This window comes from Thermostichus sp. MS-CIW-34, assembly GCF_054060435.1.
Window position 1 is genome coordinate 1 of record NZ_JBSSDE010000001.1, and the last position, 21896, is coordinate 21896.

Consider the following 21896-nt stretch of genomic DNA (forward strand, 5'->3'; position numbering starts at 1 on the left):
GTCAGGACTTGGGTCATGGTTCTATCGTAACTTCCGCATTCCTCCCGACACTGACCCTACGGGTACAGTGCGGGGCTCCTGCGATTTCTAGCTGACGACGCGAACGGGATCCCCAGCGCCCGCAGCTGCTCAACCAGTTGCTCCAACAGCCTCATGGTTCAGCACTTCAGCCCACTGCGGTAGGTACTGGGAAAAATCTTGCTTTTTGACAAACCGAAAAGGCCCGGATAGGGATCCCCAGATCACTTGATCGGTCTCCGGATCCCGACCTTGATCCAAGCTGTGAAAGTAGTCGGCTCCGATCTCAAACTCGCTGTACAAATAGGTGGTTCTGCCTTTGCGTTCAACAATACAGCCTTTGCCGGGCAGGCTGCGGCCCCGATAGCAGGATCCCGTCCATTCCACCTGGGTGACACAGCCGGGCAAGAGTTCCAACTCCGCTGCTGTCAGACCGGCCAATTTCCCCTTCGCGTAAGCGTTGCTTAGCAACAACTCCCGACCGGCGCACCTGTAGGAGTCAGGAGCTGTCAGAGCATAGTTTTGAATCCGGATCCCATCTGGAGTATCGAAGAGGTGGATCACCCGCTGTCGGTAAGGCTGCTCAGGATAAATGTCGTACAGTTGCTCCACGTAAAACCCCACCCCCTGGAACACCGACCAAGGCAAGGGACATTGGTACACATGAATGTTGGCAAACCAGACGGGCTCTGCGAGCGCCTGCTGCAGGTTGTTGAAGTGCCCTGCCATCCAGGTGGCCAGTTGGGCCAGTTGGGGGGAAACAGACATAGGTTCAGATGGATTCAATGGATTGAAATCGAGAAGATTCAGATCGAGCGCTCCTGATCCTGCAGACTTTGTCCAACTGTCAGGGACTCCGTCCCGATGGCGCACTCCATAACACACTCTACAAAACTACACCAGGGAATAGCTTGGTAGCCCTGTACTTGAGTGCGGGGTGGAAAAGCCCTTGGGCAACTTGATTTAATTTATTTAAGGGAATTTAAGGGATTTAAGAGAGCATTGTTGCTTACCGTCACCCGCCCTGTCTCTGGCGGAGTTGTTGCCATGGGCAGGGGAACCGCAACCCTGTGGCGACGAGGCCGTTCGCGCCACTCGGACGGAGTTCTTGAAGGGGATTGGGTTGCAGGGACAGGCTAGAGTAGAGGAGCCGGACTCCTGTGCCTGATACATTTACGCTGAACACTGCTGAACATCACTGTTCGACTATGCAGCGATAGCATTCTGTTTGTTTCCATTCGCGTTAGCGGGACGGAGTCCAAACAGAATGGCGGTATCCCGCAAAGCTTTGAGTAGAATACCCAAAGCGCAGTTTCCGTGTCGTCTTACTACCAATTTTCTGCTTTGCTTTGGCTACCATGTTGGCAGACTCGAAAGTAAACAGAAAGATCAACTGGTAGTAATCCGTACTGAACATATTATACATTATTTTCAGTATAGTTGAGCTTATTATTGACTAGAGTCATGCTCTTGAGATCTCGTCTAAGATGGTATTGATGTCGGCCCTACCCATTCCCCTGCTGGGGCAGTCCTTGTCTGCTCTGAAAGACTGGGCGGTTGCCCAAGGACAGCCGGCCTATCGCGGGCAACAACTGCATGCTTGGATCTACCAAAAAGGGATCCGCTCCCTGGAACAGGTGACGGTGTTTCCTAGGGCTTGGCGAGAGGCGGTGCAAAGCTACCCAGTGGGACGCTCGCGCATTGTGCAGCGGACAGAGGCCCGCGATGGTACTGTGAAGTTTCTGCTGGGGTTGGCGGATGGGCAGTTGATCGAAACGGTAGGGATCCCAACGGCCAAGCGTCTGACGGTCTGCGTCTCTTCTCAGGTGGGCTGCCCGATGGCCTGCGATTTCTGTGCCACCGGCAAGATGGGCTACCGGCGCAACCTAGAGCTGCACGAGATTCTGGATCAGGTGTTGACGGTGCAGGAAGATTTTGGCCGTCGCGTCAGCCATGTGGTCTTTATGGGCATGGGGGAACCCCTGCTCAACCGCGATACGGTGGTACAAGCCATCCGCAGCCTGAATCAAGATATCGGCATCGGCCAACGGCATATCACCCTCTCGACGGTGGGGGTACCCCGGCAAATTGCCTGGCTGGCGCAGCAGGATCTGCAAGTTACCCTGGCCGTCAGCTTGCATGCCCCCAATCAAGACCTGCGGCAACGGTTGATCCCTTCGGCAGCCCACTACCCTCTGGACACTCTGATCCAGGATTGCCGCGACTACATGCTGCGCACCGGGCGGCGAGTCAGTTTTGAATATACCCTGCTATCGGGGGTCAACGACCTGCCCATTCATGCCCGCCAACTGGCGCAATTGCTGCAGCAGGCCAGCCGGTCAGGGGTGCAACTGCACGTGAACCTGATCCCTTACAACCCCATCTCTGAAGCTGACTATCAACGCCCCCACCCGACACGGGTCAGAGAGTTCGTCCGCCAGCTCGAACAGCACCAAGTGCGGGCCACTGTGCGCCAAACCCGTGGCTTGGATGGCAATGCCGCATGTGGTCAACTGCGGGGATCCTTCCTGCGTTCTTTGCCAGGGGATTTGTAATCGCCGCGCAACGCTTTTGCGAGTACATCAGCTCAGTCCGCAGGCGCATTTTAGCCAGGCGGCATCCTGTTCTGGCAAGGTGGCGTGGTGCATGACGTAAACCTGCCGGTGATACTCGTCCAGCCAGGCTCGCTGCGCCTCGTTCAACAGTTCCCAATCGATTAAGCGCCCATCGAAAGGGATCCAAGTTAGGGAGCGAAAGCCCATCCAGCCCTCCGGCTCGGGAATGGCAATCACCTCGTAGAGATTCTCCAGGCGGATCCCACCCCATCCCGGCTGGTAGTAGCCCGGCTCAATGCTGTTGATCATGCCCACCTTGAGAGGGGTGCTGGCGCGGCGGTGGACTCCGTTGGGTCCCTCGTGGACATTCAAAAAGGCGCCGACACCGTGGCCGGTGCCATGGCCGTAATCCAGCCCGGCCTGCCAAAGGGTGGAGCGGGCGATCCCATCCAACGAGACCCCATAGGTGTCAGGGGGGAAGATCTGGCGGGCGCATTGAATGTGGGCCTTGAGCACCTCGGTATAGCGCCGCTTGCACAAGGGATCCGCGGGTTGCGGGCCAATCCAAACGGTGCGGGTATCGTCGGTGGTGCCCCCCAAGTAGTGGGATCCCGAATCCAAAAGGAACAGTTCTCCCGGTTGCAGGCGCTTCTGGGGATCCGGAGTGCTGTAGTGGATGATGGAGCTGTTGGCTCCTGCCCCGGCAATGGTGTTAAAGCTCAGGCCCACCCACTCCCCTTCCTCCCGGTAATGGGCCTCCATGATGGCGGCCACATCGGCTTCGCTGATGGGGATCCCCTGTTGGATTTGCCGGTCGATCCAGGCCAGGGTACGGATCTTGGCCCGGCTGGCTTTGCGGTTGGCCAGGCGCATCTGTTCCAGCTCGGTGGGGTTTTTCACGGCCTTGAGGGCTTCTACTGGGTGCTCCAGCTCGCGGCAGCTCGCATCCTGCAGCAGCTCTTGAGTGCCCTGGGTGGTCTGCTTGGGATCCAAGCCCACCGGCGCATAGCTCTTGGCCCATTGGGGCAGTTGTTGGCTGTAGGTCTCGTAGGGCCAGAGTTCCACCCCGGCTTCTGCCAGAAATTGCCGAGATGGGGGACTGAGCCGCTCCAGATCTGTGAATAGAGCCGCTCTATCTAGGCTGACCAAAGCATAGGCCCAAAACACTGGGTTGTAGGGGATGTCGGATCCCCGCAGGTTAAACAGCCAGGCCACCTGATCCAATTTGGTCAGGGGCAGCAGCCCCACCCGTTTGCGGCGCATCTCCTGCCGGACTTGGGCCAGCTTTTCTGCAGGGGTGGCCCCGCTTAGGTGGGTGGGTACCGAGTCAATGGGCCGGTCAAAGGGAGCGACAGGAGCGGATCCCTGAGCCAGCTTATCCACCAAGTTTTCCATGACCGGGATCAAGAGCACCCCTCCCGCTTGGGCATGGGCCTGCAACTGGCGATAGGTGGCCACCGCCACCGTAAAGGGATCCACCCCCAGGCGAAAGCCGGATCCCAGCTCTTCCACAATCTCCATCAGGCTGGGCTGATTCGGCAGACCTCCTTTGATCACTGTCAATAGATTGGGATCCACCTCCCGCTCCGCCTGTTCGTGATAGCGGGGATCTACCCACAGCCAAGCCCTGTCCCGGGTGATCAAGGCATCCCCCACCGAGCCGGTAAAGCCTGTGATCCACTGACGCCGCTTGCGATGTTCCGGCAAATACTCATTGAGATGCTCATCAGCAGAGGGAACCCAAAAGCCATCCAGATCTTGTTCTCGCAGAAGCTGGCGCAACTGCTGCAAACGGGCAGCAACATCCAGGCGGGGCAGGGTTTGGAGCATGGCAGAGGGGTAAAGCTAAACGGCCAGGCTATCGCCATTCTAAACAAGGTTGGGCCGCCCCCACTTCCCGCCTTCAGTGGTCGGCCATTTCAGATAGCAGCCAGATAGCAGCCAATACCTCCCTCTTCCTATGGGTGAGGGAAGAAATCCGCCAGCTCTAGCGCTCCTCAGGAAAACCCGCTTCCCGCCAAGCCCGCATGCCCCCATCCATCGAGATCACCCGACGATAGCCCATTTTCTGTAGATTATCGGCTGCCAACGCGGAGCGAAACCCGCCGCCGCAGTACAGGACGATCTCCGCTTCTTTGTCGGGGATCACCTTCTCGATGTCCCGCTCAATGATCCCTTTGCTCAAATGGATGGCTCCGGCAGCATGGCCAGCCTGCCACTCCGACTCTTCCCGCACATCCACAAAATAAAAGCGATCCCCTTGCAGTTGTTTTTGCCTGACCTGCTCGACTGTCAGTTCTTGGATGCGGCTTTTGGCCTCGTTGACCAGGGCCAAGAAAGCTGGAGAGTGCTGGGGAGCCATGGAGAACAGGCGCTATGAGCCAAAGCTTATTCCAATCGATCTTATCTGGTCTGGACTTTGGGATCCCAACTGCCCTAAGGCTAGACTGGGATCCAGATTTGCCGGCTGGAGGCCCATGGCTTGAAATCCCGATCTAACTTTCCGCAACTGCTTTGGCCCCTTGCTCTGGCCGTGAGCTGGAGCATCCCCCTTGGATTGACAGCCGGTCACGTCAGCCGGACGGAGTCCTCGGCTTGGGCCCAAGCTGCCCCGATGCCCCTAGAAAGTGGGATCCAGCGGCAAGTTTCCAGCCCACCGCCAGCCGCCCTGGTGGAGTGGCTAAGCCAGCAGGTGGCCGCCGCCAACCGGCGGGATTTGCCAGGGGTGATGGCCGGCTACAGCCCCGACTTCCGCCACCGAGATGGGCTGGACCGGGAAGAGGTGGAAGGTGCCATCCGCAAGCTGTGGAGCTCTCATCCCAAGCTCACCTATTCGGCCCAGATCCTCTCCTGGCGGCAGGTGGGCCCTGAGATTGTTGCCGATATTCTCAGCCAAGTAGAGGGATCCCAATCCTCGGTGCGGGGGGACTTTCAGGTAGAAGCCTCTGCCCTGGTGCGCAATCGCTATCGCCCGGATCCAGCCAATCCCGGACAACTGCTGTTGATTGACCAAGAAGTGCTGCGGGAGGCCAGCACCCTCACCTCTGGATCTGCCCCTCCCACCGTCACCTTGAACCTGCCGGAGGTGGTCAAACCGGGATCCACCTATTCGCTGCAGGCGATTGTGGCAGAGCCTCTCACCCACTCTTTGTTGTTGGGCGCCGTTGCCGAACAACCCGTTGCCGGGGCGGGCTACCCAGAGGTGACCTCGTTTGCTCTCGAACCTCTACAGGCCGGAGGGATCTTCCTACAGGCAGATGCTCCGCAAGAACCCCGTTCTGAGTGGATTTCTGTGATGTTGGTTAACCAAACCGGCATCACGCTGGAGAGTCGGCGTCTTATCGTCAGCGATCGCTTGGCTCTGGAGGGATCCCTGGCCATCCCCACCGTCCCTTAGGAAATCTTCAGGATGATGAGGAATGGCTCTGGGGTAATCTGGACAGGCAGTTGAGCTTGTTAAGATGGGAAACTATGCGCCCCTCAGCTTGTTTGCTTTCTGGTGCTGGCCCTATTTTTGAGCGGTTGCGATAGCGGCGACTCCCTTGGTGCTCCGGTGGTGGATCGCCCCACTCCTGCCAGCAATTGACCGAACAATCCCGAGGGGTCTCGAAAGGTTGGGTCGAGGTGTCTTGAAAGGACCCAACCTCAAGAAACATTGACATCTTTAGACGCCCGTCCATTCCAAGCCCCGCTACAGCTATCTGCAAAACTATCCGCTCTCTCCCACCCCCAAGGCAACAACAGGCGGTCAGGGAAAGAGCGGTCTAGCGGGCCTTCAACTGGAACCTGACTGCCGGGAGGAACTCCAAGCGAGCCAGAACGTGAAGACTCTTCAGCAGACTGAAGGATCTAAGTTCAGACCGTTAGAGAACAGCCCCGGCGCACAGCCGGCTGAACCCAACTTGACGACCCTTACAACTACTACTATCTGGCATCCGCAGGAACCTCCCTTACTAAACGACACCCTGAGACTAGCACAAATCTTTTCTTGTTTTCTCGATCAGGGAGTTCATGCGGTGGTTTGTTGGAGCCGTTTGAGAGCTCCAGGCGCTCTGGGTGACCGTGGGCTTCGGATCCCCTGTCCCACAAGAGGGGTGAGGGATGGACTGCTGAGGATAAGGCAACAGCGTAGGATAGAAGGACGCCCTCTAGTTGGCTCGAGTTGCCGTGGACTACAGCCGTGGACTACAAAAGTACCCTCAACCTGCCCCAAACTCAGTTTCCCATGCGGGCAGAGGCCGCCAAGAGAGAACCCGCCATTCAAGCCTTTTGGCAGGAAGAGCAAATCTACCAGCGCCTTGCCGACCACAATCCTGGGGATCCCTTTGTCCTGCACGATGGACCGCCCTACGCCAATGGCGATATCCACATGGGCACCACCCTCAACAAGATCCTCAAGGACATTGTGAACAAGTACCACATCTTGCAAGGGCGCAAGGTGCGCTACGTGCCCGGCTGGGATTGCCACGGCCTGCCCATCGAACTGAAAGTGTTGCAAAGCCTCACCCCGCAGGAGCGGGAAAACCTCACCCCTCTGCAGCTGCGACAAAAAGCCAAGGAGTACGCCCTGCACTACGTTGATGTGCAGCGGGCCAGTTTTCAGCGCCTGGGGGTATGGGGATCCTGGGATCGGCCCTACCTGACGCTGTCGCCGGAGTACGAAGCCGCACAGATTGAGGTGTTTGGACAAATGGCCCTCAAGGGCTACATCTACCGCGGCCTCAAACCCGTCCACTGGAGCCCCAGCTCCCAGACGGCTCTGGCGGAAGCGGAGCTGGAGTACCCCGACAACCACATCTCCCCCAGCATCTACGTGGCCTTTCCCCTGCAGAGCCTGAGCCCGGCGGCGCAGCCGGTTTTGGAGCCTTTCATGCCGGGCCTGCGGGCAGCCATCTGGACCACCACCCCTTGGACGATCCCGGCCAACCTGGCTCTCTGCTTTAACCCCAAGCTCACCTATGCAGTTGTGGAGTCTCCCCGCTTCGGCCTGCTGTTGATCGCCGCCGATCTGCGGGAGCGGCTGGAGAAGGTTCTGGAGACGCCTCTGGAGATCAAGGCCACCCTGCCGGGATCCGCCCTGGAATACAGTCAAGGACGGCACCCCCTCTTCGACCGCACCAGCCTCTGCGTGCTGGGGGACTATGTCACCACCGAGTCCGGCACCGGCATTGTGCACACAGCTCCGGGGCATGGGGAAGATGACTTCAAAACCGGCCAAAAGTATGGTCTGCCCATTCTCAGCCCTGTGGACGATCAGGGGAGATTTACCGCCGAGGCCGGATCCCAGTTCGTCGGGTTGGATGTGCTCTCCAAGAAGCCGGAGACCAGCGGCAATGCTGCTGTCATCCAGGCTCTGCAGGCTGCGGGGGCTTTGCTCAAGGAAGAGCCCTACAACCACAAATATCCCTACGACTGGCGCACGAAAGAGCCAACGATTTTCCGGGCCACCGAGCAGTGGTTTGCGTCTGTAGCTGGCTTCCGGGAGCTGGCCCTGCAGGCCATTAAAACCGTGAAATGGATCCCGGCCATCGGGGAGAACCGCATCACTGCTATGGTGTCGGAGCGCTCGGATTGGTGTATTTCCCGCCAGCGGGCTTGGGGCGTGCCCATCCCCGTCTTTTACGACGAAGAAACCGGCGAGGTTCTGCTCACCGCCGAGACCCTCGACCACATCAAGGCCATTTTTGCCCAGGAGGGATCCGACGCCTGGTGGCAGCGCCCGGTGGAGGAGTTGCTGCCGGAGAAGTACCGCCACAATGGCCGCACCTACCGCAAAGGGATGGACACCATGGACGTGTGGTTTGACTCCGGCTCTTCCTGGGCGGCAGTGGCCAAGGCGCAGGGGTTGGGCTACCCGGTGGATCTGTATTTGGAAGGCTCCGACCAACACCGAGGCTGGTTCCAATCCAGTTTGCTTACCTCCGTGGCCGTCAACGGCCATGCCCCCTACAAGGCGGTGCTCACCCATGGGTTTGTGCTGGACGAGAAAGGCCAGAAAATGAGCAAGTCCCTGGGCAATGTCATCGATCCGCTGGTGTTAATCAACGGCGGCAAAGATCCCCAGACGGATCCCGCCTACGGGGCGGATGTGCTGCGCCTGTGGGTCTCCAGTGTGGACTACTCCGGGGATGTGCCGCTGGGTAAGACCATTCTTGGGCAAATGGCGGATGTATATCGCAAAATCCGCAACACAGCTCGCTTTTTACTGAGCAACCTCTACGACTTCAATCCAACTCAGGATGCCGTTCCTTTTGAAGCCTTGACGGAGTTGGATCGCTACATTCTGCACCGCCTGCACGAGGTGGGATCCGAGATCGGCGAATCTTTTGCAAGCTATCAGTTCTACCGCTTTTTCCAGGCGATTCAGAACTTCTGTGTGGTGGATCTCTCCAACTTTTACCTGGATATTGGCAAGGATCGCCTCTACATCAGCCATGCCCAAAGTCTACGGCGGCGCCAATGTCAAACGGTGCTCTCCCTGTTGCTGGAGAACTTGGCCAAGGCCATCGCCCCCGTTCTCTCCCACCTGGCCGAAGAGATTTGGAGCCATCTGCCCTATCCCAAGCCCACCCGTTCGGTGTTTGAGGGGGGGTGGATGAAGCTGCCGGAGCACTGGCGGGATCCCCAGTTGGCGGCCATTTGGGAGCAGCTGCGAGAGGTGCGCCAAGAGGTGAACAAGGCTCTGGAGCAAGCCCGTACCGGTCGCGTTAGCGGGACGGAGTCCTTTAAGCCCATCGGCGCTTCCACCGAGGCCAAGGTAATCCTGAAGGTAGCGGATCCCAGCCTATACGCTCTTTTGCAGGAGCGGGCTGCCGAGTTGCGCTACTTGTTCATCACCTCACAGGTGGAACTGGAGAAAACCTCAGGTCAAGGCTTGGAGGTCTCTGTTTTTCCGGCTGACGGCCAAAAGTGCGTGCGCTGCTGGAACTATTCCACCCGTGTGGGGGAATTTGCCGAACATCCAGAGCTGTGTGAGCGTTGTGTAGCCGCTCTGGCCGGGGAGTTTTGAATTCGGGACCCCGTCCCGCTGGCGGGAAGGGATCCCCCTCTTTGAATTGGCTCTTTCTCCGGACAGGTCTTGTCGGCCTTCTTCGGGATCAAGGGGCAGAGCTGCGGGATGGGATCCCCTCGACATGGGTGTGCAACACCTTGCCGCACAGGGTTTTCTCCAGCCAGGGAGTCGCTGGCGATCGGGAGTGGAGAGTGGCAACAGAAACCGTCCAAGGGTGGGTGGGATCAAACAGCACCCAGTCGCTGTGGGGGGTGAGGGTGGGCGGATCTAGGTTTAGGCAGCGGGCCGGGTACAGGCTGAGGGCAGACCACAGTTGCAGCGCTGTCAGGGATCCCGTTGCCACCAAATGGTGCCACAGCAGCGGTAGAGCCAGCTCCAGGCCCATCGCCCCCGGCGGGGCATCGGCAAAGGGCAGGGTTTTCTCTTCGTAGGTGTAGGGGTGGTGATCCGTCGCGATCCCCAGGCTGCCGGAACGGATCCCGGCGATCAGAGCCTCCCGGTCGCCGGCGCTGGGAAGAGGGGGCAGAAGGCGAAGGTGGGGATCGTAGCGATGCTCAAGGACGGCCTCTTCGGACAAGATCAGGTGCATCCAAGTGGTGCTGGCGGTAACCGGCAGTCCTTCGGCTTGGGCCTGTTGGATCAGCTCCAGGCTGCGGGCTTGGCTCAGGCGCATAATATGCACAGGCGGAGGGGAAGGAACGCTCCTGATCACCTCCAAGAGACGGGCCAGAGCGGCAGTTTCGGCACTGGCAGGGATCCCTTTCAGCCCTAGGCGCAGCGCCCAGATCCCTTCGTAGAGGCTACCTTGCCCGGCCAAGGTGGGATCCCAGGCCCAGAGCAGCAGGGGTTTATTCTCCAGCCGCAAATACTCCAGAGCCCGCCGCAGCAGAGCCAGGGAGCGCAGCGGCTGAACCTCTGCAAAACCAACTGCTCCCGCTTGCGCCAGTTCTCCCCAGGGGGTTGGAGTTTCTCCTTGGCCACCCACGCTCAGGGCAGCCCAGGGCAGCCAGCGGGGATCCCCCAATTGGCGGGGGTAGCGGTTCAGGTGTTCCGGGTGATCCAGCACCGGAAATAGGCCGGTTCCAGGAAGGGGGGTGGGCAGAAGCCCCACCTGGGTAAAGCCTCCCGCCAAAGCCGCTGCAGCCAAAGAGGTCAGGGTTTCCCGACTGTGGGCCAGAAAGTGCTCCGCACCGCTTACGCGACCGCTGCCAACCATCTCGCCGCTGTGGGCATACAGATCCAGCAAACCCGGCCCCACTACCCAGCCTGAGCCATCGATGGTGGGGATGTCGGCAGGGATCCCTGCCGGCTCGGTGGCCCGCAGACGACCCTCCTGCAACCACACATCGGTTACTTCATCCCGCTGACGCCAAGGATCCAACAGGCGCACTCCCTGGAGATGCACATTTTGTCCTGTTAGTCGTCCTGTTAGCTCGCGGAGAGGGGATGAGCCCATCTTTACAAAGCTCCAGCGGTGGTGCAGTCCAGGATCTGGCCCGACAGATGGGTGGTGAGGTTCAACACCTTCAAAACCGGGGCACCCTCCTTGCCTTCTGGATAGTCGATCACCGTAATGGCGCCATTCCCCTGCTTGAAGATCCAAAAGGCTTGGGGGGAAAGGTCGAACAACTGACAGATGATCGCCTTGTTGATGGCATCGTGGGCAACAACAACCGCCGTGCCCTGAGGAAACTGGGCTGCGGTGATGGCCAAAAGCTCCTGCCAAGCGGAGCGAGTGCGCTCCCACACCTGGTGAAGGTTTTCCCCATTGGGCATCTGCACACTGGCGGGATCCCGTTGCCAGCGCTCCAGCTCGCCGGGGTATTCGGCTTCGACTTCGCTTTGCAGCTTGCCCTCCCAGTCGCCGTGGCAGATCTCTTGCAAGTCGGGCATTGGGCGCAAAATGAGGTTGCTGTGGTTGCTGCAGATGGCATCGGCTGTGGCCCAAGGGCGCTTCAGGGGGCTGGAGAAGGCCAGTTGCAGAGGTTGAGTGGCCAAAAATTCTGCCACCTTGGCTGCCTGTTCCTCCCCGGTGGCATTGAGGGGGATATCCCGCTGCCCTTGAAAACGGCGCTCTCGGTTCCATTGGGTTTCCCCATGCCGCACCAGCAAGATGCGCATCCCCTGCTTGCGCTTGGGCAGGGCTTGGCCGAGGTGAGCGGTGATGTTCAGAGATTCCAGTTGTGGCGGCCCCTGCAGGCCCTCGGGAAAATTGAGAACGCTGATGGCGCAGTTATCCTGCCCAAGGCGGTGATAGTGGTGTGGCCCCAGGCCGATGGCGGTGCTGACCAGGGCGCGATTGATGCCGCTGTGGCCCACGATGAGGATATTGAGGGTCTGTCTCTGGGAGGGATCCGCTCCATGGTTCCAGGGGCCCGAAGCCGATTGCAGATGGAAAGCCAGCATTTCCCAAAACCCCTGCGCCTGCTGCCAGAGATCCCGCACCGGAAAGCGGCCCTCCAGCTCCAGGGTGTCGGGATGGTGCCGCCACAGGTGGTAATCTTCGGGGTATTTCTCCTGCACCTCGGCAAAGGTCAGCCCTTCCCAGGCTGTCAGGTCGATCTCCCGCAGTTGATCGGTAACGTGCAGAGGGATCCCTTCTCGGTCTTTCAAAAGGATGCGAGCTGTCTCGAGGGCGCGAGACAGGGGGCTGCAATAGGCGCAATCCAACGGGATCCCGGCCAGGGCCTCGGCTACACGCTGCGCCTGCCCTTCTCCAGTGGGGGTGAGCCGGGAGAGATCGGAGCGGCCTTGAATGCGATTTTCCAGGTTGAAGGTGCTCTCACCATGGCGCACGATCAAGATGCGCAGGGCAGGCTGGTCGCGGTAGCGGGACGGAGTCCTTGCCATCGCTTGCATGGACTTACTCATCGCAGTAGCGGGACGGAGTCCTTAGAACACCTTCTAGAGTACCGCCACTGGGCGGCGCTCGCCTTCGTCAATTCACCGATTGGGCTGCCGACTGAGGCGTATTTGGGCTGGTCGCCGCTTGTGATGGGGGCATCTTTGGAGAATGGCCGCGCTGCGTTTCCGCTGGCAGAGCATGACTCTAGTCAATAATAAGCTCAACTATACTGAAAATAATGTATAATATGTTCAGTACGGATTACTACCAGTTGATCTTTCTGTTTACTTTCGAGTCTGCCAACATGGTAGCCAAAGCAAAGCAGAAAATTGGTAGTAAGACGACACGGAAACTGCGCTTTGGGTATTCTACTCAAAGCTTTGCGGGATACCGCCATTCTGGTTGGAAACAAACAGAATGCTATCGCTGCATAGTTGAACAGTGATGTTCAGCAGTGTTCAGCGTAAATGTATCAGGTTTTGGTTGAATGGACGTTGGCGAAGGGGGCCGGCTTGGTGCTCCTTGCCCTTGTTGTGGTGCTGTTGGCGCAGTTTTTCCCTCCACTGCTCCCTCAGGAGAGCCCCCTGCCACCAATAGAATCCGAGAAGACAAAGTGTAGGATCCCTGAAGGCAGATCCCTCTCCCCTAAGCAAGCACTGCTATGGATTCTCCACAAGTGGCCGGGGATCCCGGCTCCCTGACCGAAAGCCCCAACCCGGCTACAGCCGAGATCGACCGTCTCAGCACCTGGGAACTGGTGAAACAGATCAACGCTGAGGATCGGCGGGTGCCGGAAGCGGTGGCTGCTCAAGCAGAGCCGATTGCTCAAGCCATCGATGCCATTGCCCAGCGGATGCGTCACGGCGGGCGGCTGATCTATATCGGGGCAGGAACCTCAGGTCGCCTGGGGGTACTGGATGCGGCTGAGTGCCCACCCACTTTTGGCACTTCCCCCGCACAGGTGGTGGCTTTGATCGCCGGGGGGGAAAAAGCCCTGACCCAGGCGGTAGAGGGTGCAGAGGACGACGCAGAAGCGGCTGCCCGCGCTCTGGAGAGTCTCCACCTCCAAGCTCAAGATAGTGTGGTGGGAATTGCTGCCAGCGGTCGTACCCCCTATGTGCTGGGTGGGATCCAAGCCGCCAGAAGTATTGGGGCGCTCACGATTGGCCTGGCCTGCAATCACCCTTCCCCGCTAACCGAGCAGGTGGATATTGCTATTGCCCCTTTGGTGGGGCCGGAGGTAATCCTCGGATCCACCCGCATGAAAGCCGGCACAGCCCAAAAGCTGGTGTTGAACACGATCTCCACTGGAGTGATGATCCGCTTGGGCAAGACTTATGGCAACCTGATGGTGGATCTCCAGGCCAGCAATGCCAAGCTCAAGCAGCGGGCGGAGCGAATAGTGGCTTTGGCCTGCGATCTGGATCCCGCCGCGGCTGCCCAATTGCTGCAGGCTTGTGATGGAGAGGTCAAAACCGCCATCCTTGTGGCCTTGCTGGGGTGCTCTGCTCAAGAGGCCCGTCAGCACTTGCAACAGGCCCAGGGCAACATTCGCCAGGTGCTTGATTCCGTTCTGGCGCAGCGGCGGTGACAATAGTTGAATGGCTTGTCCATGAGCGTTTGCGGCTACCTCTACACGCCTTCCCATGCTCCTTTGCCGGAACAGGAGTTGGCCTGGCTCCAGGGGCGAGGGGCCGATCCCATCCTGCACGATTGGGGATCCCGAACCTATCTGGAGGAGCTGTTCCGACGCATCACAGCCGGCTGGGTGCAGGAAGTGCTGCTCTTGCGCCTGGCGGATCTGGGGGATCGGGCGGATGAAATCCACGAGCGGCTGCTGCAAATCCAACACTCCGGGATCCGCCTCAGCTTGGTCACCGAATCCGGTCTGCAAACCCCCACCGAGGCTGCCGATTGGATCCCCCTGCTGGCCGAGATCCCCCATCAGTTGCAAAGCCGCCGCCTCTGCTGCAGCCAAGCCCAAAACCGCCTGGCGGGCAAACCCCCCCCTGGCCCTGCCCCCTTTGGCTACCGCCGCGAAGGGGAACGCTACGTGCTGGATCGCCGGCAGGCCAGCATCGTTCAGGATTTTTTCCAGCACTTTCTCCTCTACGGATCCCTGCGGCAGGCGGTGCGCTTCTTGGAGGAAAAACACCACAAGCGGATTTCTGTGGCCACCGGACGCAACTGGCTGCTCAACCCGGTATACCGCGGGGATCTGGCCTATGCCGACGGCACCACCCTGCGGGACACTCACCCGGCCCTTCTCAGCCGCACGGAAGCCGCCCAGATCGATCGCTGGCTCAAACGCAACCAAGGGATCCCTCGCCGCAGCGCCAGTGCTCCCCGCGCTTTGGCCGGCCTGGTTCATTGCTGCGCTTGTGGCAGCCTTCTGCGCATTGTGCAAACCACCCCTCGCAAGGGGAAAAAGAACGGATCCCCCTACCTCTATCTGCGCTGCCAAACCTGTCGCTACAGCCTCCCCTACACCGAAGTCCTGCAGGAGGTGATCCGGCAGGTGTGCGAACAACTGCCCCAACGCGCCCAGACGCTGGATCGACAAGCCCTCACCCAAGTCCGCCAAGAGCTGCAAGCCCAAATCCAGGCCAACGCCGAGCGGCTGCGGCAATTGGAAGAGCTGCAGCAATCTGGACTAATGGACGAGGCCTCCCTGGCCCAGCGTCGCTACCAGTTGCGAGCAGAGACGGCCCGCTTGGCCCAAAAGCTGGAGCAACTCCCCCCCGCCAACCTCACCCAGACCATCCAAACCCTCTCCATCCCGCCCTTCTGGCAAGACCTCAGCGAGACCGAACGGCGTGCCTACCTGCGGGAATTCCTGCGCAGGATCGAGGTGGATTCTGCAGGAGCGGTGCGAGTTACTTTTGCCTTCGATCCCTGAGAGCGAAGGGTTCCCCCCACCTTCCCCCCAGAATTGAGACCATTCTTGATTCTTTCTCAGCCCAGACCTGCCTCAGCGCCAAGCCAAGAGGACGGGATCAGCGCCATGGCATAGCTGAATCCTTCCCGATTTGGGTGAATTGTCATCTGGAATTGTTTTCTTTTGATCACTGATGAAAGTATATCTAAAACTAAAATCGGGAAAAACATCAAAAATCGACTTGAGAAGCCCTGGGAACTTTCTTAGGACCATTTGCAAGATCTGGGAACTTCTAGCTTTTTGAGGGATCCACCTTTATCCTTCGCAACAGTTCTCAGGGGGCGGGTTGGCTGCCGATAATGTCCTTTGTCCGCCCCATGGAGGAACGCGCTGTGAAGTTGGCAGTTTACGGAAAAGGTGGGATCGGCAAATCCACCACCAGTTGCAACATCTCGGTGGCCTTGGCCAGGCGGGGCAAAAAGGTCTTGCAGATTGGCTGTGATCCCAAGCACGATAGCACCTTCACCCTGACCGGCTTTCTCATCCCCACCATCATCGACACTCTGGAAGCCAAGGGCTATCACCACGAAGACATCTACCCAGAAGATGTGATCTACCGCGGCTACGGCGGCGTGGACTGCGTGGAAGCGGGTGGGCCCCCGGCAGGGGCCGGCTGTGGCGGCTATGTGGTGGGGGAAACCGTCAAACTCCTGAAGGAGCTGAACGCCTTCGATGAGTACGATGTCATCCTCTTCGATGTGCTGGGGGATGTGGTGTGCGGCGGTTTTGCGGCTCCCCTCAACTACGCCGACTACTGCCTGATCGTAACCGACAACGGCTTTGATGCCCTGTTTGCCGCCAATCGGATTGCTGCCTCGGTGCGAGAAAAGGCCAAAACCCGCAAGCTGCGGTTGGCCGGGCTGATCGGCAATCGCACCAGTAAGCGGGATCTGATTGACAAATACGTCTCGGCAGTTCCCATGCCGGTTATCGAGGTGCTTCCCCTCATTGAAGATATTCGCGTCTCGCGGGTCAAGGGCAAAACCCTCTTCGAGATGGCGGAAACCGATCCCAGCCTGGAGCCTGTCTGCCAGTACTACCTGAACATCGCCGATGAGCTGCTGGCCCGTCCGGAAGGGATCGTGCCCCAACCTGCCGAGGATCGGGAGCTGTTTGCTTTGCTCTCCGACTTTTACAACACTCCAGCCCGCCAACTGGCCTTGGTGTAAGGGATCCCCTGCCAGTGGGGGCAGTGTGTCCAAAGATGAAGCCAATGTTTCGGAAGACTGTCGCAAACCTTATCAATTTGTTGTCCGATCCGCTTTCCCCCCCAAGATGGATCCTGTAGGGATCCCGCTTTGGGAAGGAAATGGCACAGGAGTTGGATATGCAAGGACAAGAGCAACCCACCGTCGTGATTACCGGAGCTTCCTCGGGTGTTGGCCTGTACTCAGCTTTGGCCTTGGCCAAGCGCGGCTGGCACGTGGTGATGGCCTGTCGGGATCTGGACAAAGCCTACCGGGTGGCCCAACAAGTGGGGATCCCCCAGGGCAGCTATACCCTGATGCAGATCGATCTGGCCAGCTTGGCCAGCGTGCGGCGGTTTGTCGAGCAGTTCCGCAACTGGGGCCGTTCCTTGGACGCCTTGGTCTGCAATGCCGCCATCTACATGCCCCTGCTCAAGCAGCCCCTGCGCAGCCCGGAAGGATATGAGCTGACCATGGCCACCAACCATCTGGGGCATTTCTTGCTCTGCCATTTGATGTTGGAGGATCTGAAACGCTCCACCTATCCGGATCGGCGGCTGGTGATCTTGGGCACGGTTACCCACAATCCCAAGGAGCTGGGGGGTAAGATCCCACCCCAACCCCACCTGGGGGATCTGCGGGGGTTTGCCCAGGGCTTCAAGGATCCCATCAGCATGGCGGACGGCGGCAAATTCGATCCGGTGAAAGCCTACAAAGACAGCAAAGTCTGCAATATCCTCACCATGCGCGAGCTACACCGCCGCTTCCATGAGAGCACAGGCATCACGTTCCTCTCTCTCTATCCGGGGTGTGTAGCCACCACGGCTCTGTTCCGCCATCACTATCCCCTGTTTCAGAAACTTTTCCCCTGGTTCCAAAAAAACATCACGGGCGGATTTGTTTCTCAGGAATTGGCCGGAGAGCGGGTGGCCCAAGTGGTGGCCGATCCCGAGTTTCGTCGGTCGGGGTTCTACTGGAGCTGGGGCAACCGGCAACGCAAGAATGCCAAGCCCTTTAACCAAGAAGTCTCTGACGAGGCGGCAGACGATGCCAAGGCCAAATTGCTTTGGGATCTCAGCGAAAAATTGGTGGGTGTGCCCCAGTTGGTAGCCCTCTAGTTGGCAACGTTCCCTTCTTTTATGTTTTTAGGAGACGAGCATGAATGCTGCTTTGGATAGTGCCAATGCCCTTAACTTTCAGTGCGAAACCGGCAACTACCATACCTTTTGCCCGATTAGTTGTGTAGCTTGGCTTTATCAAAAAATTGAAGACAGCTTCTTTTTGGTCATCGGCACCAAAACCTGTGGCTACTTTCTGCAAAACGCCATGGGGGTGATGATCTTTGCCGAGCCCCGCTATGCCATGGCGGAGCTGGAAGAGGGGGATATTAGCGCCAAGCTCAACGACTATGAGGAGCTGAAGCGGCTGTGCCTGCAAATTCAACGAGATCGCAATCCCAGCGTGATTGTTTGGATCGGCACCTGCACCACCGAGATCATCAAAATGGATCTGGAGGGCCTAGCCCAGAAGCTGGAAGGGGAGATCGGGATCCCGATTGTGGTGGCCCGGGCCAATGGCCTCGACTACGCCTTTACCCAAGGGGAAGATACGGTTTTGGCCTCGATGGCTCAGCGCTGCCCAGAGCAGGTGCGGGCAGAGGAGCAGGAAACCCGCGGGGGTCTCCAGGCGCTTTTTTACGGGCTCCGCTCCGGAACAAAGAAAGAGGAGGAAGGCTTCCACAAGCATCCCCCCTTGGTGATCTTCGGCTCGGTGCCCGATCCGGTGGTTACCCAACTCACCCTGGAGCTGAAGAAACACGGGATCCGCGTCTCCGGCTGGTTGCCGGCCAAACGCTATGGAGAGCTGCCGGCCATCGAGCCGGGCACCTACGTGGTGGGGGTGAATCCTTTCCTCAGCCGCACGGCCACCACGCTGGTACGCCGCAAAAAGGCTAAGCTCATCACCGCTCCTTTTCCCATCGGGCCGGATGGCACCCGCGCCTGGATAGAAGCCATTGCCCGCGAATTGGGGATCCCGACGCCAGGCTTGGCAGAGCGGGAAGCGGAAGTGTGGAACCATCCCCAAGTTCGGGATTATCTGGAGCTGCTGCGGGGCAAAAGCGTTTTCTTCATGGGCGATAACCTGCTGGAGATCTCGCTGGCCCGTTTCCTGGTGCGCTGTGGCATGACGGTGCAGGAAATCGGGATCCCTTACATGGACAAACGCTACCAAGCGGCTGAGCTGGCCCTCTTGGAGCGCACCTGCGAAGAGATGGGAGTGCCCAAGCCCACCATCGTAGAAAAGCCGGATAACTACAACCAAATCCAGCGCATCAAGGCCCTGCAGCCGGATCTGGTGATCACAGGTATGGCCCACGCCAACCCCCTAGAGGCACGGGGGATAACCACCAAGTGGTCGGTGGAGTTCACCTTCGCCCAGATCCACGGCTTCGGCAACACCCAGGCTCTGCTGGAGCTGGTGACCCGACCGCTGCGGCGCAATGCTGCCCTCAAAGGCTTGGGTTGGGAGCGGCTGGTGCGAGAAGAAGCCCCTGTCTAATTCTCCGGCTCCTCATTGTCAAACAGTAGACCGTCTAGGTGATCTGGCAGTTGCTGCCGGTCGATCCAGACCATGCCCGCCAGAATAGCTTCGGCCTCGTTTTGAAAGTAGCCGTAGGCTTTGGTGCCAATCTCCGACTCGCAAGAGCCATCTTGCTGGAGCAGCCGGCAGCGAAAGATAAACCCCTTCTCTGTAGCTTGGGTGGTGATGCTGATACATTTACGCTGAACACTGCTGAACATCACTGTTCAACTATGCAGCGATAGCATTCTGTTTGTTTCCATTCGCGTCAGCGGGACGGAGTCCGAACAGAATGGCGGTATCCCGCAAAGCTTTGAGTAGAATACCCAAAGCGCAGTTTCCGTGTCGTCTTACTACCAATTTTCTGCTTTGCTTTGGCTACCATGTTGGCAGACTCGAAAGTAAACAGAAAGATCAACTGGTAGTAATCCGTACTGAACATATTATACATTATTTTCAGTATAGTTGAGCTTATTATTGACTAGAGTCATGCTCCAGTTGCGGTGGATGTGCTCGGCCATAGCAGGGATCCCGGCTCGCGAGGGGGTAATTGTCAACTCAGAGGGTGCTCAACACCTCTCGCGCGGCGGCTAGGGTTTTCTCCACATCGGCCTCTGTGTGGGCCAGGGAGGTGAAGCCGGCCTCAAATTGCGAGGGCGCCAGATAGACTCCCCGCTCCAACATGCCGCGATGGAAGGGGGCAAATTTCTGCAGATCGGAAGTCTTGGCCTCTTCGTAGTTGCGCACTGGGCCGGCAGTAAAAAAGAAGCCAAACATGCCGGGCAGATAGCCCCCGCACATCTCATGCCCCGTTTCCCGCGCGATCTGCAATAGCCCTGTCGCCAACTTCTCGGTAATCCGCTCCAGATACTCGTAGGTGCCCGGGCGGCGCAAAATGTCCAGTGTCTGGATCCCTGCTGTCATGGCCAGGGGGTTGCCGGAAAGGGTGCCCGCCTGATACATCGGCCCCGCTGGAGCCACCATCTCCATAATTTCTCGCCGACCGCCGTAGGCCCCCACCGGCAGGCCGCCGCCGATGACCTTGCCCAGGGTCGTTAAATCGGGGATGACCCCAAACTTGGCCTGTACACCGCCATAGCTGATGCGAAAGCCGGTCATCACCTCGTCAAATACCAGCAGGGCCCCGTACTTTTGGGTGAGATCTCGCAAGCCTTCCAAGAAGCCCGGCTGGGGGGGAATAAAGCCGGCATTGCCCACCACCGGCTCTAGGATGACTCCGGCAATGGAGTCGGGGTGCTGTTCAAACAGGGCCTTGACTGCCTCCAGGTCGTTGTAGGGAGCCGTCAGCGTAGCGCTGGTAGCTGCCTTGGGCACCCCCGGCGAGTCTGGCAAGCCCAGCGTGGCCACCCCCGAACCGGCTTTCACCAAAAACATATCCGCATGGCCGTGGTAGCAGCCCTCAAACTTGATCACCTTTTCCCGACCGGTATAGGCCCGCATCAGGCGCAGCGCCGCCATGCAAGCTTCGGTGCCGGAATTGACAAAGCGCACCATCTCCACACTGGGCACCGCCTCAATGACCCGCTCCGCCAGTTCATTTTCCAGAACGCATGGGGCGCCGAAGCTGGTGCCTTTCTCCAAAGCTCGGTGCAGAGCCTCAATGACCTCGGGGTGGGCATGGCCGACAATGGCAGGCCCCCAACTGCCGATGTAGTCGATGTATTGGTTGCCGTCCACATCCCAGGCGTAGGCCCCTGAGACACGGTCGAACACGACGGGATCCCCGCCCACCGACTTGAAGGCGCGCACCGGAGAACTCACTCCCCCCGGCATGAGGCTTTGTGCCCGGGCAAAAATCTGTTTGGAGCGGGCGGTGTTAAACGAAGTGGAGTGGAGAGTGCTGGTCATAGAGCAGGAGCTTTCAACGCATTACCAAGGCTAGCAAGCAAGGGAGCTTTCTGGTGAGCCCTTTTACCGACCATGAAACTACAAACCCATTCCCGCCAGCGTGTCGATCACCTGCTCCAGGATCAGGGTAAGGTTGGGATGCGAGGTCTCGAACAGGCCCAGCGCCTCTCCGATGCGATCCCTGGGGCCTTGGCTCGGTTTGCTCTCGGTCGGGGATCCCAGCTCGGCCAGCACCGCTTCCACTTCCTGGCGAATGGTGGCAATGTGCTGCCGCTGCTTTTCGTCCAGGCCAGGGGTTTTTTGCAGCTCAACATCCAGATCGTGCAGCAGTTGTCGCAGTTTCGATTCGGCCATTCTGTAAAGAGACCTTAACGACTTGAGAACCGATTGAGTTTTGACCACCCTGCCTCAATCATACGGTCTGATGGGTTGAAGCAGGGATCTCTTTGTCCAAGGTCTGAGGGCGGGTGAGGCGACGAAGGTGAACTTTGACCGCCGGGGATCCCAGCATTGGAGCAACTCCCATAGGATGGGCAGTAGCCTTGCTGTCTAACCCCATGTCTGAGCTGGCATTGGCCCTAGTAGGGGCGGCGGTTGCTGTTGCCCTTTTCATGGGAATTTTCGTCTGGGAACAAAGACGCAGCCAAGAATTGCTGCAGCGGTGGGCGGCAAAGCAGGGCTACTCCCTGTTGAGCCAGGAGGCACGGTACTGGCGGCTGGGGCCTTTTTCCGGGAGCACTTCCAAGTATCAACGGGTATTCCGTGTGCGGATACGGGATCCGTGGGGGCAAGAACGCACCGGCTGGGTGAGGTTAGGGAACTGGTGGCTGGGGCTTTTGTCGGATCAGGTAGAGGAGCGGTGGGAGTAGGCTAGGGTTGAACCATGGAAAGG

General features: G+C 58.9%; 17 protein-coding genes. 9 read left to right on the top strand and 8 right to left on the bottom strand.

Going from position 1 to position 21896, the window contains the following annotated elements; genetic code table 11:
- Window positions 1-129: 129 nt before the first annotated feature.
- Window positions 130-786 carry a chromophore lyase CpcT/CpeT gene (locus tag ACVWYY_RS00005; RefSeq protein ID WP_414400746.1) on the bottom strand — a complete coding sequence of 219 codons (657 nt, stop codon included), beginning with the start codon at window positions 784-786 and terminating at the stop codon, window positions 130-132.
- Window positions 787-1514: 728 nt separating this feature from the next.
- On the opposite strand from ACVWYY_RS00005, the gene rlmN reads away from it, so the two are divergent.
- Window positions 1515-2573 (top strand): 23S rRNA (adenine(2503)-C(2))-methyltransferase RlmN, encoded by a 1059-nt coding sequence (rlmN, locus tag ACVWYY_RS00010; RefSeq protein WP_414349738.1) that lies wholly within the window; start codon window positions 1515-1517, stop codon window positions 2571-2573.
- 27 nt (window positions 2574-2600) lie between these two features.
- Here rlmN and ACVWYY_RS00015 read toward each other — a convergent pair whose 3' ends face one another.
- Both ACVWYY_RS00015 and ACVWYY_RS00020 read right to left on the bottom strand, forming a co-directional pair.
- Window positions 2601-4403 carry an aminopeptidase P family protein gene (locus ACVWYY_RS00015; RefSeq protein ID WP_457439156.1) on the bottom strand — a complete coding sequence of 601 codons (1803 nt, stop codon included), beginning with the start codon at window positions 4401-4403 and terminating at the stop codon, window positions 2601-2603.
- Between the two features lie 157 nt (window positions 4404-4560).
- Complete coding sequence (locus ACVWYY_RS00020; RefSeq protein WP_457395431.1) at window positions 4561-4935, bottom strand: rhodanese-like domain-containing protein; 375 nt, start codon at window positions 4933-4935, stop codon at window positions 4561-4563.
- A gap of 171 nt (window positions 4936-5106) precedes the next feature.
- Here ACVWYY_RS00020 and ACVWYY_RS00025 point away from each other — a divergent pair, with 171 nt between their 5' ends.
- Window positions 5107-5970: a hypothetical protein gene (locus ACVWYY_RS00025; RefSeq protein WP_457439158.1), complete on the top strand. Its 864-nt coding sequence runs from the start codon at window positions 5107-5109 to the stop codon at window positions 5968-5970.
- An 828-nt stretch (window positions 5971-6798) separates the two neighbouring features.
- Window positions 6799-9582 (top strand): isoleucine--tRNA ligase, encoded by a 2784-nt coding sequence (gene ileS, locus ACVWYY_RS00030; protein WP_457402267.1) that lies wholly within the window; start codon window positions 6799-6801, stop codon window positions 9580-9582.
- A gap of 88 nt (window positions 9583-9670) precedes the next feature.
- Here the strand turns inward: ileS and ACVWYY_RS00035 are convergent, their stop codons facing one another.
- Window positions 9671-11041 (bottom strand): dihydroorotase, encoded by a 1371-nt coding sequence (locus tag ACVWYY_RS00035; protein WP_457439160.1) that lies wholly within the window; start codon window positions 11039-11041, stop codon window positions 9671-9673.
- 2 nt (window positions 11042-11043) lie between these two features.
- Window positions 11044-12435 (bottom strand): histidine phosphatase family protein, encoded by a 1392-nt coding sequence (locus ACVWYY_RS00040; protein WP_457439286.1) that lies wholly within the window; start codon window positions 12433-12435, stop codon window positions 11044-11046.
- 656 nt (window positions 12436-13091) lie between these two features.
- On the opposite strand from ACVWYY_RS00040, the gene murQ reads away from it, so the two are divergent.
- The 5 genes from murQ (at window position 13092) to ACVWYY_RS00065 (ending at window position 19114) form a co-directional block, all read left to right on the top strand.
- Window positions 13092-14021: an N-acetylmuramic acid 6-phosphate etherase gene (gene murQ, locus ACVWYY_RS00045; RefSeq protein WP_457439162.1), complete on the top strand. Its 930-nt coding sequence runs from the start codon at window positions 13092-13094 to the stop codon at window positions 14019-14021.
- 21 nt (window positions 14022-14042) lie between these two features.
- On the top strand, window positions 14043-15329 hold the full coding sequence (locus tag ACVWYY_RS00050) for a recombinase family protein (RefSeq protein ID WP_457402246.1): 1287 nt from the start codon (window positions 14043-14045) through the stop codon (window positions 15327-15329).
- A 371-nt stretch (window positions 15330-15700) separates the two neighbouring features.
- Window positions 15701-16537 (top strand): ferredoxin:protochlorophyllide reductase (ATP-dependent) iron-sulfur ATP-binding protein, encoded by an 837-nt coding sequence (gene bchL / locus ACVWYY_RS00055; RefSeq protein ID WP_041437180.1) that lies wholly within the window; start codon window positions 15701-15703, stop codon window positions 16535-16537.
- A 158-nt stretch (window positions 16538-16695) separates the two neighbouring features.
- A complete protein-coding gene (locus ACVWYY_RS00060; RefSeq protein ID WP_414330712.1) occupies window positions 16696-17673 on the top strand; it encodes a protochlorophyllide reductase in 978 nt (325 codons plus the stop codon).
- Between the two features lie 40 nt (window positions 17674-17713).
- Window positions 17714-19114: a ferredoxin:protochlorophyllide reductase (ATP-dependent) subunit N gene (locus ACVWYY_RS00065; RefSeq protein WP_457439164.1), complete on the top strand. Its 1401-nt coding sequence runs from the start codon at window positions 17714-17716 to the stop codon at window positions 19112-19114.
- On the opposite strand, the gene ACVWYY_RS00070 is transcribed toward ACVWYY_RS00065, so the two are convergent.
- From ACVWYY_RS00070 to ACVWYY_RS00080, 3 genes are all read right to left on the bottom strand, one after another.
- Window positions 19111-19356 (bottom strand): hypothetical protein, encoded by a 246-nt coding sequence (locus ACVWYY_RS00070; protein ID WP_457439166.1) that lies wholly within the window; start codon window positions 19354-19356, stop codon window positions 19111-19113. The genes ACVWYY_RS00065 and ACVWYY_RS00070 overlap by 4 nt on opposite strands.
- Window positions 19357-19693: 337 nt before the next feature.
- Window positions 19694-21004 (bottom strand): glutamate-1-semialdehyde 2,1-aminomutase, encoded by a 1311-nt coding sequence (gene hemL, locus ACVWYY_RS00075; RefSeq protein WP_457439168.1) that lies wholly within the window; start codon window positions 21002-21004, stop codon window positions 19694-19696.
- Between the two features lie 78 nt (window positions 21005-21082).
- Window positions 21083-21358 (bottom strand): DUF4404 family protein, encoded by a 276-nt coding sequence (locus ACVWYY_RS00080; protein WP_414356579.1) that lies wholly within the window; start codon window positions 21356-21358, stop codon window positions 21083-21085.
- A gap of 203 nt (window positions 21359-21561) precedes the next feature.
- Between ACVWYY_RS00080 and ACVWYY_RS00085 the strand changes: the two genes are divergently transcribed.
- Window positions 21562-21873, top strand: coding sequence for a hypothetical protein (locus ACVWYY_RS00085; RefSeq protein ID WP_457439170.1), 312 nt, complete (start codon window positions 21562-21564; stop codon window positions 21871-21873).
- Window positions 21874-21896: the final 23 nt, after the last annotated feature.

Bases quoted from the DNA above. Each gene is read 5' to 3' on its own strand.
- murQ (WP_457439162.1), top strand. From the start codon at position 13,092: ATGGATTCTCCACAAGTGGCCGGGGATCCCGGCTCCCTGACCGAAAGC.
- ACVWYY_RS00050 (WP_457402246.1), top strand. From the start codon at position 14,043: ATGAGCGTTTGCGGCTACCTCTACACGCCTTCCCATGCTCCTTTGCCG.
- ACVWYY_RS00065 (WP_457439164.1), top strand. From the start codon at position 17,714: ATGAATGCTGCTTTGGATAGTGCCAATGCCCTTAACTTTCAGTGCGAA.
- ACVWYY_RS00080 (WP_414356579.1), bottom strand. From the start codon at position 21,358: ATGGCCGAATCGAAACTGCGACAACTGCTGCACGATCTGGATGTTGAG.
- ACVWYY_RS00005 (WP_414400746.1), bottom strand. From the start codon at position 786: ATGTCTGTTTCCCCCCAACTGGCCCAACTGGCCACCTGGATGGCAGGG.
- ACVWYY_RS00020 (WP_457395431.1), bottom strand. From the start codon at position 4,935: ATGGCTCCCCAGCACTCTCCAGCTTTCTTGGCCCTGGTCAACGAGGCC.
- ACVWYY_RS00015 (WP_457439156.1), bottom strand. From the start codon at position 4,403: ATGCTCCAAACCCTGCCCCGCCTGGATGTTGCTGCCCGTTTGCAGCAG.
- ACVWYY_RS00035 (WP_457439160.1), bottom strand. From the start codon at position 11,041: ATGGGCTCATCCCCTCTCCGCGAGCTAACAGGACGACTAACAGGACAA.
- hemL (WP_457439168.1), bottom strand. From the start codon at position 21,004: ATGACCAGCACTCTCCACTCCACTTCGTTTAACACCGCCCGCTCCAAA.
- ACVWYY_RS00070 (WP_457439166.1), bottom strand. From the start codon at position 19,356: ATGTTCAGCAGTGTTCAGCGTAAATGTATCAGCATCACCACCCAAGCT.
- ACVWYY_RS00085 (WP_457439170.1), top strand. From the start codon at position 21,562: ATGTCTGAGCTGGCATTGGCCCTAGTAGGGGCGGCGGTTGCTGTTGCC.
- ACVWYY_RS00060 (WP_414330712.1), top strand. From the start codon at position 16,696: ATGCAAGGACAAGAGCAACCCACCGTCGTGATTACCGGAGCTTCCTCG.
- rlmN (WP_414349738.1), top strand. From the start codon at position 1,515: ATGTCGGCCCTACCCATTCCCCTGCTGGGGCAGTCCTTGTCTGCTCTG.
- ileS (WP_457402267.1), top strand. From the start codon at position 6,799: ATGCGGGCAGAGGCCGCCAAGAGAGAACCCGCCATTCAAGCCTTTTGG.
- ACVWYY_RS00040 (WP_457439286.1), bottom strand. From the start codon at position 12,435: ATGGCAAGGACTCCGTCCCGCTACCGCGACCAGCCTGCCCTGCGCATC.